General features: G+C 73.5%; 16 protein-coding genes. 7 read left to right on the top strand and 9 right to left on the bottom strand.

Annotated elements, in window-relative coordinates:
- Window positions 1-21 precede the first annotated feature (21 nt).
- Window positions 22-1,035: an NAD-dependent epimerase/dehydratase family protein gene (locus ACZ3ZD_RS08205; RefSeq protein WP_467394835.1), complete on the bottom strand. Its 1,014-nt coding sequence runs from the start codon at window positions 1,033-1,035 to the stop codon at window positions 22-24.
- Between the two features lie 779 nt (window positions 1,036-1,814).
- On the opposite strand from ACZ3ZD_RS08205, the gene ACZ3ZD_RS08200 reads away from it, so the two are divergent.
- The gene (locus ACZ3ZD_RS08200) at window positions 1,815-2,378 is read left to right on the top strand and encodes a hemerythrin domain-containing protein (protein ID WP_467394833.1); all 564 of its coding nucleotides are present in this window, start codon (window positions 1,815-1,817) and stop codon (window positions 2,376-2,378) included.
- A gap of 142 nt (window positions 2,379-2,520) precedes the next feature.
- Here ACZ3ZD_RS08200 and ACZ3ZD_RS08195 read toward each other — a convergent pair whose 3' ends face one another.
- Window positions 2,521-2,868: a DUF3040 domain-containing protein gene (locus ACZ3ZD_RS08195; protein WP_467394831.1), complete on the bottom strand. Its 348-nt coding sequence runs from the start codon at window positions 2,866-2,868 to the stop codon at window positions 2,521-2,523.
- Window positions 2,869-3,087: 219 nt separating this feature from the next.
- On the opposite strand from ACZ3ZD_RS08195, the gene dhaK reads away from it, so the two are divergent.
- From dhaK to ACZ3ZD_RS08180, 3 genes are all read left to right on the top strand, one after another.
- Entirely contained in the window at window positions 3,088-4,080 is a 993-nt protein-coding gene (dhaK, locus tag ACZ3ZD_RS08190; RefSeq protein ID WP_467394829.1) for a dihydroxyacetone kinase subunit DhaK, read from the top strand.
- 68 nt (window positions 4,081-4,148) lie between these two features.
- A complete protein-coding gene (gene dhaL, locus ACZ3ZD_RS08185) occupies window positions 4,149-4,757 on the top strand; it encodes a dihydroxyacetone kinase subunit DhaL (protein WP_467394827.1) in 609 nt (202 codons plus the stop codon).
- A complete protein-coding gene (locus tag ACZ3ZD_RS08180) occupies window positions 4,750-5,160 on the top strand; it encodes a PTS-dependent dihydroxyacetone kinase phosphotransferase subunit DhaM (RefSeq protein ID WP_467394825.1) in 411 nt (136 codons plus the stop codon). Before dhaL ends, ACZ3ZD_RS08180 begins: the two co-directional genes overlap by 8 nt.
- Window positions 5,161-5,348: 188 nt before the next feature.
- Here the strand turns inward: ACZ3ZD_RS08180 and ACZ3ZD_RS08175 are convergent, their stop codons facing one another.
- Window positions 5,349-6,047 (bottom strand): glycoside hydrolase family 75 protein, encoded by a 699-nt coding sequence (locus tag ACZ3ZD_RS08175; protein WP_467394823.1) that lies wholly within the window; start codon window positions 6,045-6,047, stop codon window positions 5,349-5,351.
- Between the two features lie 419 nt (window positions 6,048-6,466).
- Here ACZ3ZD_RS08175 and ACZ3ZD_RS08170 point away from each other — a divergent pair, with 419 nt between their 5' ends.
- Window positions 6,467-7,441, top strand: coding sequence for a fibronectin type III domain-containing protein (locus ACZ3ZD_RS08170; RefSeq protein WP_467394821.1), 975 nt, complete (start codon window positions 6,467-6,469; stop codon window positions 7,439-7,441).
- A 181-nt stretch (window positions 7,442-7,622) separates the two neighbouring features.
- Window positions 7,623-8,162, top strand: a complete 540-nt coding sequence (locus ACZ3ZD_RS08165; RefSeq protein WP_467395320.1) for a hypothetical protein — start codon at window positions 7,623-7,625, stop codon at window positions 8,160-8,162.
- A 7-nt stretch (window positions 8,163-8,169) separates the two neighbouring features.
- On the opposite strand, the gene ACZ3ZD_RS08160 is transcribed toward ACZ3ZD_RS08165, so the two are convergent.
- The 4 genes from ACZ3ZD_RS08160 to ACZ3ZD_RS08145 all read right to left on the bottom strand — a co-directional run bounded on the left by ACZ3ZD_RS08160 (window position 8,170) and on the right by ACZ3ZD_RS08145 (window position 12,348).
- Entirely contained in the window at window positions 8,170-8,769 is a 600-nt protein-coding gene (locus ACZ3ZD_RS08160) for a PadR family transcriptional regulator (RefSeq protein WP_467394819.1), read from the bottom strand.
- A 31-nt stretch (window positions 8,770-8,800) separates the two neighbouring features.
- The gene (locus ACZ3ZD_RS08155) at window positions 8,801-10,816 is read right to left on the bottom strand and encodes an NADPH-dependent 2,4-dienoyl-CoA reductase (RefSeq protein WP_467394817.1); all 2,016 of its coding nucleotides are present in this window, start codon (window positions 10,814-10,816) and stop codon (window positions 8,801-8,803) included.
- 183 nt (window positions 10,817-10,999) lie between these two features.
- Window positions 11,000-11,371: a hypothetical protein gene (locus tag ACZ3ZD_RS08150; protein ID WP_467394815.1), complete on the bottom strand. Its 372-nt coding sequence runs from the start codon at window positions 11,369-11,371 to the stop codon at window positions 11,000-11,002.
- A 95-nt stretch (window positions 11,372-11,466) separates the two neighbouring features.
- Entirely contained in the window at window positions 11,467-12,348 is an 882-nt protein-coding gene (locus tag ACZ3ZD_RS08145; RefSeq protein ID WP_467394813.1) for a hypothetical protein, read from the bottom strand.
- A gap of 297 nt (window positions 12,349-12,645) precedes the next feature.
- On the opposite strand from ACZ3ZD_RS08145, the gene ACZ3ZD_RS08140 reads away from it, so the two are divergent.
- A complete protein-coding gene (locus ACZ3ZD_RS08140) occupies window positions 12,646-14,724 on the top strand; it encodes a SpoIIE family protein phosphatase (RefSeq protein WP_467394811.1) in 2,079 nt (692 codons plus the stop codon).
- 17 nt (window positions 14,725-14,741) lie between these two features.
- Here ACZ3ZD_RS08140 and ACZ3ZD_RS08135 read toward each other — a convergent pair whose 3' ends face one another.
- The gene (locus tag ACZ3ZD_RS08135; protein ID WP_467394809.1) at window positions 14,742-15,548 is read right to left on the bottom strand and encodes a putative protein N(5)-glutamine methyltransferase; all 807 of its coding nucleotides are present in this window, start codon (window positions 15,546-15,548) and stop codon (window positions 14,742-14,744) included.
- 209 nt (window positions 15,549-15,757) lie between these two features.
- Complete coding sequence (locus ACZ3ZD_RS08130) at window positions 15,758-16,861, bottom strand: ABC-2 transporter permease (protein WP_467394807.1); 1,104 nt, start codon at window positions 16,859-16,861, stop codon at window positions 15,758-15,760.
- Window positions 16,862-16,927: the final 66 nt, after the last annotated feature.

Here is a 16,927-nt window from a genome sequence, read left to right as displayed (position 1 = left end):
GGGCCGGGAGGGGGCGGGGGGTCAGAACCGGGGGGCCGGTTCCTCCTGGTAGGGGGGCCGGACCGGTTCCGGGGGCTGGGCCGCGAAGTAGGCGATGGTCTGCTTCAGGCCCTCCTCCCAGGGGACCTGCGGCGACCAGCCGAGCAGTTCGCGCGCGAGGGTGGTGTCCGGGCGGCGCCGGCCGGGGTCGTCGACGGGCCGGTCTATGAACGCGATCGGGGACCGGGAGCCGGTCAGGGCGACCACCCGGCGGGCCAGGTCGGCCATGGTGATCTCGTCGCTGCCGCCGATGTTGACGGGCCGCACCGCCCTGCTGGCGGCCACCCGCAGGATGCCGTCGACGGTGTCGTCCACGTAGCACAGCGAGCGGGTCTGGCTGCCGTCGCCGGTCACCGTCAGCGGCTCGCCGGCGAGGGCCTGGCAGATGAAGGTGGGCACCGCGCGGCCGTCGTGGGCCCGCATCCGCGGGCCGTAGGTGTTGAACAGCCGCACTATCCCGGCGTCCGTGCCGTGGGTGGCGGCGTGCGCGGTCACCAGGGCCTCGGCGAACCGCTTGGACTCGTCGTACACGCTGCGCGGCCCGACCGGGTTCACGTTGCCCCAGTAGCCCTCGTGCTGCGGGTGCACCAGCGGGTCGCCGTACACCTCGGAGGTGGAGGCGAGCAGGAAGCGGGCGCCGTCGCGTTCGGCGACCGCCAGGGCGTTGCGGGTGCCGAGGCTGCCCACGTCCAGGGTCTGCAGGGGCATGCGCAGGTAGTCGGCGGGCGAGGCCGGGCAGGCGAAGTGCAGGACCAGGTCGTACGGGCCCGGCAGCAGCTCGGCGCACTCCGGTGCCGAGACGTCGCAGTGCACGTAGCGGAAGCCGGGCTGGTCCTCCAGCCGGGCGATGTTCTCGCGCCGCCCGCAGGCCAGGTTGTCGGCACAGTCAACTTCGACGCCCGAATCCAGCAGGCGTTCACACAGGTGGGAGCCGAGGAAGCCGGCGCCGCCGGTCACGAGGGCGCGCCGCCAGGAGAACGGTGTGTCACCAGTCATGGGGGCTGTTCCTTCGTCGTCCTTGGTCCACGCGTCCGCGTCCGCCCGGTCCGCGTCCCGGGCTGCGTCGTCGCGCAGGCCGAGGGGATGGGCGCGTGCCGCGTCGCCGGGTCCGACGCCGTCGGCCCGTGGGGAAGGGGGAGGACAGGGCTCGGGTCCCGTCGTTCGCGCGGGGCCGCCCTGGTTCGCCGCCACTGGCTGGACGGCGCTGGCAGCTGGGTTCCCCTGCCAGTTGGGTTCACACGTTGGACTCTCATTCTCCGGAATCACGCGCGGTCTCGCGACTCCTGCGACCCGGTTACCACAGACGGAGGACTCCCGCACGACGAGGTGGCTGCGGCGGTGCCGAGCGGGGCCCTGGGACGCTGCCGGGCCGGCCCCAAGTGGCCACCGGGGATGCTGCGTTCGAGTTCTTGAGACGACTCGCGGCCCGGGTCCACGTGCGGGCGATCGGTCAGCGCGGGGCACGAGTGGGGGGCGTTCGCCGAAGGCCGGGGTGGGCGCTCTCCGAGGATGGGGGGCGTTCGCTGAAGGCCGGCGTGGTGCGCTCCCGGAGGACGGGGGCCGGGCACGGGTGGGGGCGTTCACCGGAGGCCGGGATGTGCGCTCTCCAGAGGACGGGGGGCGGCGCTCTTCGGAGCGGGCCGGACGGCCGCAGACTGCCACCCGATGCGCTGACCGGTCCCGGCGGACCGTGTAGCGCGCCGAGGCCGGGGCACTCGACGCGGCGACGGCAGGCCGCTCACGGGCCGCCGCGTTGGACGCAGGAGGTAACGACCATGGGTCACGGCGGAAACGTCATCCAGGAGCTGACCACCGACCACCGCGAGGTCGAGGAGATCTTCGGCCGCATCGAGGCGCTGCCGCCCGGCTCCGCGGAACGCAAGACCCTCTGCGACCAGGCCACGATGGAGCTGATCCGGCACTCCGTCGCGGAGGAGTCCTACCTGTACCCGGCGGTACGCGAACACGTGACCAACGGGGACCGCCTGGCCGACAAGGAACTCGAGGACCACGCCAAGGCCGAGCAGCTCATGAAGGACCTGGAGAGCTGCGAGGCGGACGACCCCCGCTTCGACACGCTCATGACCCAGCTGATGAGCGAGATCCGCTCCCATGTGACGGACGAGGAGCAGAACCTGTTCCCGCAGCTGGAGGCGGCCTGTCCCCCGGACGCGCTGATGGACCTGGGCGACAAGGTCCGGCGGGCGAAGAAGACGGCCCCCACCCGCCCGCACCCGTCGGCACCGGACACTCCCCCGGCCAACAAGCTGCTGGCGCCGGGAGCCGGCCTGGTCGACCGCCTGCGCGACGCGCTGTCGGGGCGGGGCAAGGAGAGCTGACGGGGTGCTCCCCCGCGGGGGCCGGGCAGCTGCCCGGCCCCCGTCCCGTGGGCCCGGTCAGGGGTTCACGCCGGCCACGGGCGTTCCGTCCGGCCGCGCAGAGGTCCACGGCCACCGGCGTTCCGTCGGGCCGGTCAGGACGTCACAGCCACGGGGTCGGGCGGGTGCCGGAGCGGGGCCGGCGGCGGGGGCCGGCCCCGCTCCGGCACAGCAGCCGGAACGCCTGGAAGAGGGTCAGCGGCCACAGCAGCGCGAAGCACCACAGCAGCGCGGACTGCGAGGTGCGGATGCCCATGACGGCGACGAACGCCGAGGAGGCCGCCAGCAGGAGAACCGACGCCGGCAGCCACATCCGGTCCCGGACAGCGCCCATGCGGCGCGCGAACCGCCGGTCCTGCCGGAGGTTCGCCTCGATCTGCAACAGCGCGAGTCGCTCGTGCGCTGACAGCCGTACTTCGTCGTGCATGTCCCACATCTCCCAGTCGTCCACGGCGACGGCACCTCCTCCGCCGGCCGGCGGCCCCCGTCCCGCTGCACCGGGTTCCCCGGTCGGCCCCGCCGAAGCGGAGCCGTGCGCCCGGCGACGCCTCACGCCTACAGGTGACCTTCCTCGCCGCAGGGCCGATACTTCGAAGTAGGACCGGGAGGCCTCCCAAGTCGGCTCCAGACTCCTGACGCTGTTGACCCGCGTAGATACGAGGAGACACCCATGAGGATGCTGATCAACGTGCCGGAGACCGTGGTGGCGGACGCGCTGCGCGGCTTGGCGGCCGCGCATCCCGAGCTGAACGTGGACGTGGAGAACCGGGTGATCGTCCGCCGCGACGCCCCCGTGGCCGGGCAGGTCGCGCTGGTCTCGGGCGGCGGCTCCGGGCACGAGCCGCTGCACGGGGGGTTCGTCGGCCCGGGCATGCTGTCCGCCGCCTGCCCCGGTGAGGTCTTCACCTCGCCGGTGCCGGACCAGATGGCGCGCGCCGCGGCCGCCGTGGACAGCGGGGCGGGCGTGCTGTTCATCGTGAAGAACTACACCGGCGACGTGCTGAACTTCGACATGGCGGCCGAGCTGGCCGAGGACGAGGGCATCCAGGTCGCCAAGGTCCTCGTCAACGACGACGTCGCGGTCACCGACAGCCTGTACACGGCGGGCCGGCGCGGGACCGGCGCGACGCTGTTCGTGGAGAAGATCGCGGGCGCCGCCGCGGCCGAGGGACAGCCGCTGGAGCGGGTGGAGGCCATCGGCCGCCAGGTCAACGAGAACTCCCGCAGTTTCGGCGTGGCCCTGAGCGCCTGTACGACCCCGGCCAAGGGCAGCCCGACCTTCGATCTTCCCGACGGCGAGCTGGAGTTGGGCATCGGCATCCACGGCGAGCCGGGCCGCGAGCGGCGGCCGATGATGACCTCCGGGGAGATCGCCGACTTCGCGGTCAACGCCGTTCTGGAGGACATGCCGCCACGCAACCCCGTCCTGGTCCTGGTCAACGGCATGGGCGCGACACCGCTGCTGGAGCTGTACGGCTTCAACGCCGAGGTGCAGCGGGTGCTCAGGGAGCGCGGCGTTCCCGTGGCCCGCACCCTCGTCGGCAACTACGTCACGTCCCTGGACATGGCGGGCGCCTCGGTGACGCTGTGCCAGGTGGACGAGGAGTTGCTCCGGCTGTGGGACGCGCCGGTGAACACCCCGGGCCTGCGCTGGGGGATGTGAGACGGCCCGGCAGGCGGCCATTCGACCCGGCCGCGTTGGTCAACAGCCCTCCGACGCAAGGAGTTCCAGTGCTCGACGCCGATTTCTTCCGCCGTTGGATGACGGCGGCCGCTGCGTCCGTCGACCGCGAGGCGGAGCGGCTCACCGCCCTCGACTCGGCCATCGGGGACGCCGACCACGGCAGCAATCTGCAACGCGGGTTCACGGCCGTGGCGGCCGCCCTGGAGAAGGACGCGCCCGACACCCCGGGCGCCGTACTGGCCCTGGCCGGCAGGCAGTTGATCTCGACGGTCGGGGGCGCGTCCGGACCGCTGTACGGCACCCTGCTGCGCCGGACCGGAAAGGCGCTCGGTGATGCCACGGAGGTCGGCCGGGAGCAGTTGGCCGCGGCGCTGCGCGAGGGCGTGGACGGGGTGATGAAGCTCGGTGGGGCGGCACCCGGCGACAAGACCATGATCGACGCGCTGGTGCCGGCGGTGGACGCGCTCGGTTCCGGGTTCGCCGCCGCGCGGGCCGCCGCCGAGGAGGGCGCGCTGGCCACCACGCCGTTGCAGGCCCGCAAGGGCCGGGCGAGCTATCTGGGCGAGCGGAGCATCGGCCACCAGGACCCGGGGGCGACCTCGTCGGCGCTGCTGATCGCGGCGCTGGCCGACACGGCGGAGGCGGACGGTGAGTGAGGAGAAGCTGGTCGGGATCGTGCTGGTGTCGCACAGCGCGGAGGTGGCTGCCTCGGTGGCCGAGCTGGCGAAGGGTCTGGCGGGCGGGGCGAGCGCGGTGCCGGTGGCCCCGGCCGGCGGCACCGAGGGCGGGGGGCTCGGCACCAGCGCCGAGTTGATCTCCGCCGCGGCGGCCTCGGTGGACCGGGGGGCCGGGGTGGCGGTCCTCACCGACCTGGGCAGCGCGGTGCTCACGGTGAAGGCGCTGCTCGCCGAGGGCGACGAACTGCCGGACGGCACACGCCTGGTGGACGCCCCGTTCCTGGAGGGTGCGGTGGCCGCCGTGGTCACCGCCGCGGCGGGTGCCGACCTGGACGCGGTGGAGGCCGCCGCGGCGGAGGCGTACGACTACCGGAAGGTGTGAGCGGTTCCCGGGAGCGGACCGGTCGGCTGTGCCTGCTCGGTCGGTCGCGTCCGGCCGGTTGTGCCTGTTCGGTTGTGCCTGTTCGGTTGTGCCTGACCAGTCGTGCCTGGCCAGTTGTCGTTGGTCAGTTGTCGCTGGTCGGCGGTTCCCGTGTCGCCGGCCAGTGGTTCCCGGCCGGTCGTTCCTGGTCAGTTGTTCGTGACGAAGAGTCTGGCCAGCCGCTCCCCCTCGGTCACCGCCGCCGCGTGGTTCTCGATGGGGCTGATCCGGGAGTCACGGAAGACGATGTAGGTCACACCGCCGGGCACCCCGCCGACCTGCGGGTCGGGGTTGATGCCGAGCCCGGCTGCGGCCGCGTAGGAGGCCTCGCCGATGATGTCGCTCGGGCCGGTGTCACCGACGACCGCGTACTGCACCCGGTCGCCGTAGACGACGGCGGCCACGGATCCGCCCCGGATGCCGTGCGCGCGGTAGTCCCAGCGGGAGCTGGGCCCCGGGACGACGATGTAGGGCAGGGTCTCGGCGTTCAGGTAGCGGCCGTCGGACTGCTCGAAGGCGGTGGCGGCGGCGAACGTGGGGTCGGTGCTGCTGTTGCAGTGGATGGTGGGCCGCCCGTCGCAGTCGATATCCAGGTCGGCCTTCCAGAAGACGGCGTCACGGGTGCCGCACACGGGGACGGTCGCGGGGCCGCCGGCGTCGGTGCGGTAGCGGCCCTTGGACAGTTCGGTGCACGCGCCTGCCCGGGCCAGCAGATCGGCGGCGGCGACCGCGCCCTCGCCGCGGGACGGGACGACCGCGGCGGGGACGGCGGTGGCCGGGGCGGGCAGGGCCGCCGGCGTGAGCAGGGCTGCACCGGCCGCGGCCAGGGTCAGCGACGGGAAACGCACGATGGGGGACCCTCTCGTCGGGGACATGGGGACAACCAGCCCACTGTGCGGTGGGTCCGGGCGCACGGCCGTGGGGGCCACCGCGAAGGGGCCGGATGGAGCACGTCCCTGACACCCCGTAAGGGGACAGGACGGCCGGAGAGGTCGGATGTGGGGGCGGGAGCGGGGACAACAGGGGCCGGGAGGCCCGGCCCGGGCCCCCCGGCCACCCGCGCCGGCGCGGGATCGGCGACGACAGCGTGTCCGCGCCGCAGGCGTGAACTCCCCTTTGCTCCAGGGTGGTTCAGCCGTAGGGAGGCCCAGCATACGTACCTCCCCGAGACGGTCGCCCCTGCGGCCCCCTTGCCGCGCCCGCCCCCGCCGGGCCATATTGGTCCGGACCTTTTAGAGGTGCCGAGGCCGTCCGGGGAGGCAGGGCCGTGCGACGCGTTCCCGTTCCGCTCGTGCTGCTGTGCGGATCGCTGCTGCTGGTGGCGGCCTGCGGCTGGAGCCGGGCCGACGACGGCGGCGAGGGCCGGGTGCCCGGCGCCCCGGCCGGGGTCACCGCGGCGGCGGGGAGCGCCACGAGCGTGCACGTGATGTGGGACGCGGCGCCGGGGACCTCCGGAGTCCGTACCTACGAGGTCTATCGCGGCACCACGAAAGTGGCCGATGTACCGGGTTCGCAGCACATGGTGGACGTCACCAGGCTCAGGCCGTCGACCAGCTACGCCTTCTCCGTGCGGGCCCGGGACACCGCGGGCCGGCTGGGCCCGCCGAGCCGGGCGGTGCGGGCCCGCACACCGGCCGCGACACCGGCGGACCGCTCGGCACCGACCCGGCCGCCGACGACCGTCGGGCGGGTGGTCGGCAGCCGCGCGGTCCAGCTGACCTGGGGCGCCTCCCGGGACGACCGGGGCGTGCTGTCGTACGACATCTGCCAGGGCGGAGTGAAGATCCACAGCGTGGGCGGGGACCAGACCGCCACCGTCGTCACCGGTCTGCGTCCCGGCAGCCGGTACGTCTTCACGGTCCGCGCCCGGGACGCCGCCGACAACCTCTCCCCCGCCGGGCCGCCGGTCCGCCTCACCACGCCGGGCAGCGACGACGGCCGGGGCACCGCGCCCACCGGGTTCACCGCCGCCACCCACCGCTCCGGCGGTGCCTACTACATCGACCTGGCCTGGGACCCGCCGCGCACGGACGGTGTGATCACCGAGTACCTGATCCAGCTGGACGGCACCGCGGCCACCTCGCTCGTCTGGGGCGGCACACCGCCGCGCGGCCGGTCCCGGCACAGCTTCTACGTCGGCGGCGCCGCCGGGGAGGAGCACCGGGTACGGCTGCGGGCGCGGCTGCCGGACGGTACCTGGGGCGGCTGGTCGGCGCAGCGGACGGTGACCACGGGCGGCTGACCGGGGCACCGGCCCGGCGGAGCCCCGTGCGCCGGACGGAGGAATCCGTCACCCGACCGGGTCCCTCCCGCATGCGGGCGGTCCCGGGGCCGCGTTGGCTGCGGTTGAGGCAGCACGGACGTTTCCCGACCCTCGGCGGCGCATGGGACGTACCGCCAACCGTGCCGCCGGAGGCCAGCCCATGCACACCTCGCGACTTCTGCTCCGCTCCGGCCTGATCCTGGCGGCCGTCGCCGCGCTCCCGGCCGCGCTGGCCGGGCCGTCCGCGGCGGCCTCGGGCATCTCCGTCAGCACCACCGGTTCCACGGTCTCGGTGGTCACCAGCGCGTGCACCCAGATCAACGGCAGCTGGGGTACGGCGGCCCTGCTCACCAGCCGTCAGGCGAACTTCGCCCAGGGCCGGCAGGTGGCCCTGTCCGGCACCTCCGTCAGCCAGTCCGCGGCCTGGTCGTCGGTGAGCCCGGGGACGTACACCGTGGTGGTGGTCTGCGCCAGCGGCAGCACCGCGGGCAGCCAGTCGGTGATCGTCTCCTCGCCCGCGCGGCCGACCATCTCCTCGACCTCGGCCCCCGCTCCGTCCCGGGGCGTGATGGGCGGCCTCGGCGGCGCCACCCACGACTACGGCACACTGACCCTGGGTCTCGGCGGTGCCCTGGTCGGCGCCGGGCTCGTCGCCACCGGCTGGTTCCTGCGCCGCCGCTCGAGGCCGTACCGGCTCTGAACGGCCTTCAGCCGGCGCGGCCCTCACCCGGCGGCTCGGCGTCCGGCGCTTGGGCGTCCGCGACCTGGGCGTCCGGCAGTTCGGCGAACTCCGCCAGGGCGTGGGTGAGCCACCGCGTCCAGAAGGTCTCCAGGTCGATGCCCGCGCGCAGCACCAGGTGGCGCAGCCGGTCCTCCGGGGCGTTGCGGTCCGGCGGGAAGTCGCGCCGCTCGATCTCCTGGTACTCGGCCAGCTGCCGCCGGTGCAACTGCAGATGGCGGCGCAGGTCGTCCTCCAGGCCCGCGCTGCCGACCACGGCCGCCGCGCGCAGCCGCAGCAGCAGCGGATCCCGCAGGGTCCTGGGGTCCTGCGCGGCGGCGGTCCAGCGGGCCAGTTCGGCGCGGCCCGCGGGCAGGACCTCGTAGCTCTTCTTCTGCCCACGGGCCGGCTGCCGGGCCGGCAGCGCGCGAATGAAGCCCTCGGCCTCCAGTTTCCCCAGCTCGCGATAGATCTGCTGATGCGTCGCGGACCAGAAGTAGCCGATCGACTTGTCGAACCGGCGGGTCAGCTCCAGCCCCGACGAGGGCTTTTCCAGCAGGGCGGTGAGGATCGCGTGCGGGAGTGACATGGGCTCATCCTAGGGAGGCGCGTCCGGCCCCCTACAGCGCCGCCGCCACCTCGGTGCCCTGCTTGACGGCGCGCTTGGCGTCCAGTTCGGCGGCCACGTCGGCGCCGCCGATCAGGTGGGCGGCGACCCCGGCGGCCAGCAGCTCCTCGTACAGGTCGCGGCGCGGTTCCTGCCCGGTGCAGAGCACCACGGTGTCGACTTCCAGGACGGTGCTCTCCTCGCCGACGGTGATGTGCAGGCCGGCGTCGTCGATCCGGTCGTAGCGCACGCCCGGCACCATGGTGACGCCCCGGTGCTTCAGCTCGGTGCGGTGGATCCAGCCGGTGGTCTTGCCGAGGCCGGCGCCGACCTTGCTGGTCTTGCGCTGGAGCAGGTGGACCTGGCGGGGCGGCGCGGACCGCCGCGGGGCCGCGAGGCCGCCGCGCGCCTGGTAGTCCATGTCGACGCCCCACTGCCGGAAGTAGCTCTCCGGGTCCTCGCTCGCCTTGTCGCCGCCGTCGGTGAGGAACGCGGCGACGTCGAAGCCGATGCCGCCGGCGCCGAGGACGGCGACGCGGTCGCCGACGGGAGCGCCGTCGCGCAGCACGTCGAGGTAGCCGAGGACACGGGGGTGGTCGACGCCGGGGATGTCGGGGGTTCGCGGGGTGACGCCGGTGGCGACGACGACCTCGTCGTACCCGGTCAGGTCCGCGGCGGTGACCCAGGTGTCCAGGCGTACGTCGACGCCGTGGGCGTCGAGCTGGTGGCGGAAGTAGCGCAGCGTCTCGTCGAACTCCTGCTTGCCCGGGACCTTGCGGGCGACGTTGAGCTGGCCGCCGATCTCGCTCGCCGCGTCGAACAGGGTGACGGTGTGGCCGCGTTCGGCGGCGGAGACCGCGCAGGCGAGGCCGGCCGGACCGGCGCCGACGACGGCGACGCGCTTCTTCAGCCGGGTCGGTGCGAGCACCAGCTCGGTCTCGTGGCAGGCGCGCGGGTTGACCAGGCAGGAGGTGATCTGCCCGCTGAAGGTGTGGTCGAGGCAGGCCTGGTTGCAGCCGATGCAGGTGTTGATGGCCTCCGGGGTCCCGGCGGCGGCCTTGGCGACGAAGTCGGGGTCGGCGAGCATCGGACGGGCCAGGGAGACCATGTCCGCGCCACCCGTGGCCAGCAGCTCCTCGGCCAGCTCGGGTGTGTTGATGCGGTTGGTGGTCACCAGCGGCACCGACACCTCGCCCATCAGCTTCCTGGTGACCCAGGTGTAGGCGCCGCGTGGCACGGAGGTGGCGATGGTGGGGATGCGGGCCTCGTGCCAGCCGATACCGGTGTTGATGATCGTGGCCCCGGCGGCCTCGACGGCCTTGCCCAGGGTGATCACCTCGTCCAGCGAGGAGCCGCCCGGGACCAGGTCCAGCATGGACAGCCGGTAGATGACGATGAAGTCCTCGCCGACGGCCTCGCGCACCCGCTTGACGATCTCGACGGGGAACCGCATCCGGTTCTCGTACGAGCCGCCCCAGCGGTCCGTGCGGTGGTTGGTCTGCGCGGCGGTGAACTCGTTGATCAGATAGCCCTCGGAGCCCATGATCTCGACGCCGTCGTAGCCGGCCCGCCGGGCCAGGCGGGCGGTGCGGGCGTAGTCCTCGATGGTGCGCTCGACGTCCGCGTCGGTCAGCTCGCGGGGTACGAAGGGGCTGATGGGCGCCTGGACCGGGCTGGGCGCGACGAGGTCCTGGTGGTAGGCGTACCGGCCGAAGTGCAGGATCTGCAGGGCGATCCGGCCGCCCTCGCGGTGTACGGCCTCCGTGATCTCCCGGTGCTGTCCGGCCTCCGCCTCGGTGGTGAGCTTGGCCCCGCCCTCGTAGGGCCGGCCCTCCTCGTTGGGGGCGATGCCGCCGGTGACGATGAGACCGACTCCGCCGCGCGCGCGGGCCGCGTAGAACGCCGCCATCCGCTCGAAGCCGCGCTCGGCCTCCTCCAGGCCGACGTGCATCGAGCCCATGAGGACGCGGTTGGGCAGCGTGGTGAAGCCGAGGTCGAGCGGGGTCATCAGGTGCGGGTATCGGCTCATCGGGCCCTCCGTGCGCGGTGTCGTCGCCTCTGTTGTAGAGGAAGCCCGACGCTTTATGCAACTAGTTGCACAACGGCGCCGCGGTGACACCGGCCACGATGACCCCGGCCACGGCCGAGCACGGCACAGCGCCCCGGCCGATCCGATGTCGGCCGGGGCGCTGTGCCGGGAAACCCGCGGGTGTCAGCGACTTTCCAGGCGGAGGTGCAGGTCGCGCTCCTGGTCGCCGGAGGCCGCGGAGGTCTCCTGCACGGTGAACATCGCGTCCAGGGTGGTCCGGAACCGGTCGACGGCCCAGTAGCCGCCCTGGATGTCCGCCTGCACGGGCCCGCCCAGGCGGACCGGCTGGCAGCCCGTCTCCCGGGCGTCCGCGACGTCGTAGGTCCCGAGCCACACCATGGGCCGGGTCTCGTGGAGCTGCTGAGGTTCCTCATCCGCGCCCCGGTCGGAGGCGAAGCACGTCCGCAGTGCGTCGAAAACGACGCGGGCGTCCTCCTTCGATCCACTGATCTCCACCGTGACGGTCTCCGGATGCGACCGCTCCGTGTCTGCCATTGATCGCTCCTTTCGTGGCCGCGCTGCGGTGGAACGGGGTACCCCGCCGAACCGCTTCCATCCTCAGGAAAGCACCACGAACCTCCGGGCACACCTCAGCCGCGAGCGAACTTGTACGTCTTGCTGTCGGTGAGGACGCAGAAACCGGGCGAGACGACGATCACGCGCAGGATGCCGGTGCGCCGGTCGTAGTCGATGCCCTCCGCCTCGAAGGTGCCCGAGCAGGAGCTGCGCAGCGGCAGCTGGCGCAGCGCGGTGACGTGCCCGGAGACGTCGGCCGTGCCGTTCGGGGCGGCCGACAGGTCGATCTGGAGCAGCGGCTTGGTGAGCCCGAAGAGGCTGCCGTCCGGGTCGTCGGAGGAGCACAGCAGGGTGGTGGGGCCGGAGAAGTCGCAGCCCTGGACGTCGCGGACGGCGTGGTCCAGGCGGACGGTGGAGGCCAGCGGGAGGTTCGCCGACGGGGAGGTGGAGGGGTTGACGCCGGGGGTGGGGAAGACCAGCAGGCGGGTCATCGTGCCCCACTCGCCGGACAGCATCCACTGGCCGTCGGGCGAGATCGCGTCCCAGGAGTTGTTCATCGCCTCGCCCGGGGCGAGCGTGTGGACGTACTCCGACCAGGCGCCGCCGGGCGCCTGGACGCGGTACATCTTGGAGTCGCCGGAGTCCCGCTGGTAGGGCTCGATGTAGTAGCCGTTGTACGAGGCGTCGGGGTCGCCGACGTGGTTCCAGCCGCGACTGGAGACGCCGAGGGGGATGGTGCCGATGCCGGTGTAGTGGTTGGGGCTGTTCGCGGGGACCTCCACCGAGGTCAGGCCCTGGCTCTCGGTCAGCGGGTCGGCGCGGTCGGAGCCGGTCTCGGTCCAGGTGTCGGCCGCGTGGGCGGAGCCGGGGGCGGCGAGGGACACGACGGCGGCGGTGGCGAGGGTGACGAGTCCGGTGAGGACTGCGTGACAGCGTTGCCGTGCGGACGAGGGCATGGCCGACTCCTCGGACGTGGGGGGCACTCGGTCGGCGGACAGTCTGGCGTGGCGTGACGGTCATGTACAGACCAATCGAGCAACATGGGTCCGCCCTCTCACGGCCAGCGGGACCGCGCTGTACGGTCTCGGCAGGAGGCCCCGCACCGCGCGCGGCGGCCTCGGCGGACGTCCGCCGCCGTGTTGAGGGATGGTGGAGGTGGACGGCGTCGGGGAGTCGGGTGTGAGAGCGGTGGAACAAGGGGAGTCGGCACGGGGGACGACGTGCCGTGCGAACGGGCGAAGGCGGTGCGTGGCATGAGTGCAGCCGAGGCTCCGGCGGCGGAGAACGGCGAGCCCCCGCGTGGACCGGTGCCGCCGAGCGGACTGCTCGACGTCCTGGGCGTGGCCTCGGTGGTCCTGGACACAGAGGGCCGGATCGTCCTGTGGAGCCCGCAGGCGGAGGAGCTGTTCGGCTACACCGCGCAGGAGGCCCTCGGCCGGTTGGCCGCCCGGCTGATGGTGCACGAACGGCACATCCAGCTGGTCGGCAAGCTCTTCGCCGACGTCATGCGGACCGGGGAGAGCTGGGCGGGCGGCTTCCCGATCCGCCGCAAGGACGGCAGCACCCGCCTGGTGGAGTTCCGCAACATGCGGCTGCTGGACGACCAGGGTGAGGTGTACGCGCTCGGGCTCGCCGCCGACCAGGCGACCGTACGGCGGCTGGAGCAGGAGGTGGCGCTGTCCGAGCGGATGGTGCGGCAGTCGCCGATCGGGTACGCCGTCCTCGACACCGGGCTGCGGTTCGTCTCGGTCAACCCGGCCCTGGAGCGGATCAACGGGGTGCCGGCCGCCGAGCACGTGGGCCGCACGCTGCGCGAGGTGCTGCCGATGCTGGACTCCACGTCCGTGGAGGACGGCGCCCGGCGGGTGCTGGAGACCGGTGTGCCCGTGATCGACGACACGTTGGCCGGCCGTACGCCCGCCGACCCGGACGCGGACCACACCTGGGCGCACTCGCTGTACCGGCTCGAGGACGCGCTGGGCAACGTGCTGGGCGTGGCGGTCTCGGTGGTCGACATCACCGAGCAGCACCGGGCCTCGGTCGAGGCGGAGACCGCCCGGCGCCGGCTCGCGGTCATCGCGGACGCCTCCACCCGGATCGGTACGACGCTCGAACTCGAACGCACCGCCTGCGAGCTGGCGGAGGTCGCCGTGCCGGAACTGGCCGACGTGGCCGCCGTGGACCTGCTGGACGCGGTGGTCGAGGGCCGGCGGAGCACGCTGGGCCCCTCGGAGGCCGCGGTGATCCGGGCCCTGGCGGTGCGCCCGGCGAACGACTCGGAGGCCGTGCGCGCCGCCGACCCGCCCGGCCGGATCGCCCGGTACGCGCCCGACCGCCTGGTCACCGAGTGCGTGCGCACCGGCGAGGCGGTGCTGGTACGGCAGGTCAAGGACGAGGACCTGGCGCGCATCGCCCGCTCCGCCGAGGCGGCCGTCCTGCTCGGCCGCGCGGGCCTGCACTCCTACCTCGCCGTGCCGCTGATCGCGCGCGGCGAGGTGCTGGGCGCGCTCGACCTCAAGCGCACCCGCAATCCGGCGCCCTTCGACGAGGACGACGTCCTGCTGGCGCGGGAGCTGGCCGCCCGGGCGGCCGTGCAGATCGACAACGCGCGCTGGTACCAGAACGCCCGCAACACCGCCCTCACCCTCCAGCGCAGCCTGCTGCCCGGTCATCCGCCGGTGACGACCGGCCTGGAGGTGGCCTCCCGCTACCAGCCGGCGGGCGCCACCAGCGAGGTCGGCGGTGACTGGTTCGACGTCATCCCGCTGGAGGGCGGCAAGACCGCGCTCGTCGTGGGGGACGTGATGGGCAGCGGTGTCAGCGCGGCCGCCACGATGGGCCGGCTGCGCACCGCGACGACCACCCTGGCCGCCCTCGACCTCGACCCGGCCCGGCTGCTGGAGCAGCTGGACAAGACCACCGCGGCGCTGGACCACTCCATCGCGACCTGTGTGTACGCCGTCCACGACCCGCACCTCAGGCAGTGCCGGATCGCCAACGCCGGCCACCTCCCGCCGGCCCGGGTACGGCCCGGCCGGCCGCCGGAGCTGCTGGACCTGCCCACCGGGGTGCCGCTGGGGGTGGGCGGGGTCGGGTTCTCCACGGTCACGGTCGACTTCGCACCGGGCGACGAGCTGGTGTTCTACACCGACGGGCTGGTGGAGACCCGCCACCACTCGCTGGACGAGCGGCTGGCCTTCCTGCTGTCCCTCCTCGACGACCCGGCCCGCCCCCTGGAGGAGGCCTGCGACATCCTGCTGCGCACACTGCACCACCCCGACAACCACGACGACGTCGCCCTGCTGATCGCCCGGGCCCAGGAACTGCCGTAGCGCCCCGCGGGCGTACGTCAGCGACGCCGGGTGCCGGTCACCACGTGCGCGTACCGGTCCTCGTCCACCGCCAGACGGGTCGTCAGACCGGCGTCGGCGAAGGCCCGTACGGCGGCCGGTGCCTGGCGTTCGCTGGTCTCGGACAGCAGGCAGCCGCCGGGGGCGAGCCACTCGGGGGCCCCGGCGGCCACCCGGCGCAGCACGTCCAGGCCGTCCGCGCCGCCGTCCAGCGCGACCAGCGGCTCGTGGTCGCGGGCCTCCGCCGGCAGCAGGGCCACCTCGGCGGTGGGGACGTAGGGCACGTTGGCCGTCAGGATGCCCACCCGGCCGCGCAGCCCGGCGGGCAGGGCGTCGTACAGGTCGCCTTCGTGGACGCGGCCGCCGAAGGGGGCGAGATTGCGACGGGCGCAGCGTACGGCGGCCGGGTCGATGTCGGCGGCGTGCACCTCGGCATCGTCCAGGGCGGCGGCCAGGGCCGCGCCGAGCGCGCCGGAACCGCAGCACAGGTCCACGACCACGGTCGCGTCCGGTACGGCGGCCAGCGCCCGGTCCACGAGGAACTCGGTACGGCGGCGGGGCACGAAGACACCCGGTTCGACGGTGACGCGGAGCCCGCGGAAGCCGGCCCAGCCGAGGACCTGTTCGAGCGGCAGCCCGGCGGCGCGCCGGTCCACCATGCCGGCCGCCTCCTCGGGCGTACGGGCGGTGGCGAGAATCAACTCGGCCTCGTCCTCGGCGAAGACGCACCCGGCGGCACGCAACGCGGAGACGGCGGCGGCCGGGGAGAACGAGGGAGACGGGGGGAACGGTGCGGGGGTGGGCATGGAAGCCTTGACCTTTCGGGAGCGCGAGGCGTTCGGGGCGCTCCCGCGGTCACCGCTTCCGGTGTACCGCGCCGTCACGAGGAGGGAGCACCCCAGCCGACACAGCGGTAATGGGTCTCACCTCCTCACCGTCGGAGCCGCGATCACCGCGGCCGGACGGCCACTTTAGCGCACGGCGGGTCGCCGGCCCCTGGCCTCGGTCGGCGGGCTCAGACGCCCACCGTTTCCTCGGCCTCCTCCTCGGCCTCCTCCTCGGCCGCCTCCTCGGCCCGCGCCTCGGCTTCCCGCGTGCTCTCCGGCTCGGTGGTCCGCCGGGGCGTCGGCCCGGTGCCGGGGTCCGCGACCGCCTGACGGGTGCGGCGGGTGTGCTCGTACAGGGCGGCGATCGCGGTCACCGCCAGGCCGACCAGCAGCCAGACGACGAGGGTCCACACCGTGCGGGCGAGGCCGTCGTCGCCGAAGTAGAGCAGGCTGCGGACGCCCTCGACGAAACCGGCGCCGTTCCAGAAGGCGTGCAGGGTGCCGAAGAACGCGTTCTGCAGTTCGGGCCGGAACAAACCGCCGGAGCTGGTGAAGTTCAGCATCACGAACAGCACCATCATGGCGAGCGTGGTCCACCGCTTCAGGAAGGTGTGCAGGCCCACGCCGACGAGGAGGATGCCCGCGGAGTACAGCCAGGCCATGCCCCAGACGCCCGCGAGGTCGTGGTGGGCAAGGTGGAACACCGGCCCGGCGAGCAGCGCTCCGATGCCGCCGACCACCGCGGAGACGCCGAGCGCGAGCAGCGCCCGGACCCGCATCGTGAGGGCGGCGCCCGCGGCACCGAGGGCGGCGACGGAGGCGTAGGAGCCGATGCTGACCGCGATCAGCAGGAAGAACAGGCCCTGGCCGGTGGGGTCGTCGGCGACGGGCCGGGCCACGTCGGTGATCTTCAGCGGGACGCCCTCCTCGGCGGCGACCGGGGTGAAGACCTTCTCCACGGCGGTGGCGCCCATGTCGGACGCGGCGCTGGCCACGAGCAGCTCGGGCTTCTCGGCGCTCGGCACGTAGGCGCCGGTGACCTCGCGTGACGTCAGCAGCCGGACGGCGTCCCCGCGGGTGGCGACCGTACGGACGTCGAGCTTGTCTCCCGCGGTGTCCTTGACCGTCTGCGCGAAGACCTTGGCCTGCGGGGCGGTGCCGACGACGGCGACCGGCAGGTGGTTCGGCTCCGGGGTGACGAACGCCCCCATGTACGCGAGCCCCATGCCTATGCACATCAGTAGCGGGGTGATCAGGTGCGTGAGCACGTGGCGCAGTGCCGGTGACCTCATCGCGTGTGTCCTCCAAAGGTTGGCTTATACAACTTCCCGTCTAAGTTGTACTGTACAACTACAACG

Source organism: Streptomyces sp. NPDC023481 (assembly GCF_055560195.1).
This window is presented reverse-complemented; position numbering and strand designations above follow the sequence as displayed.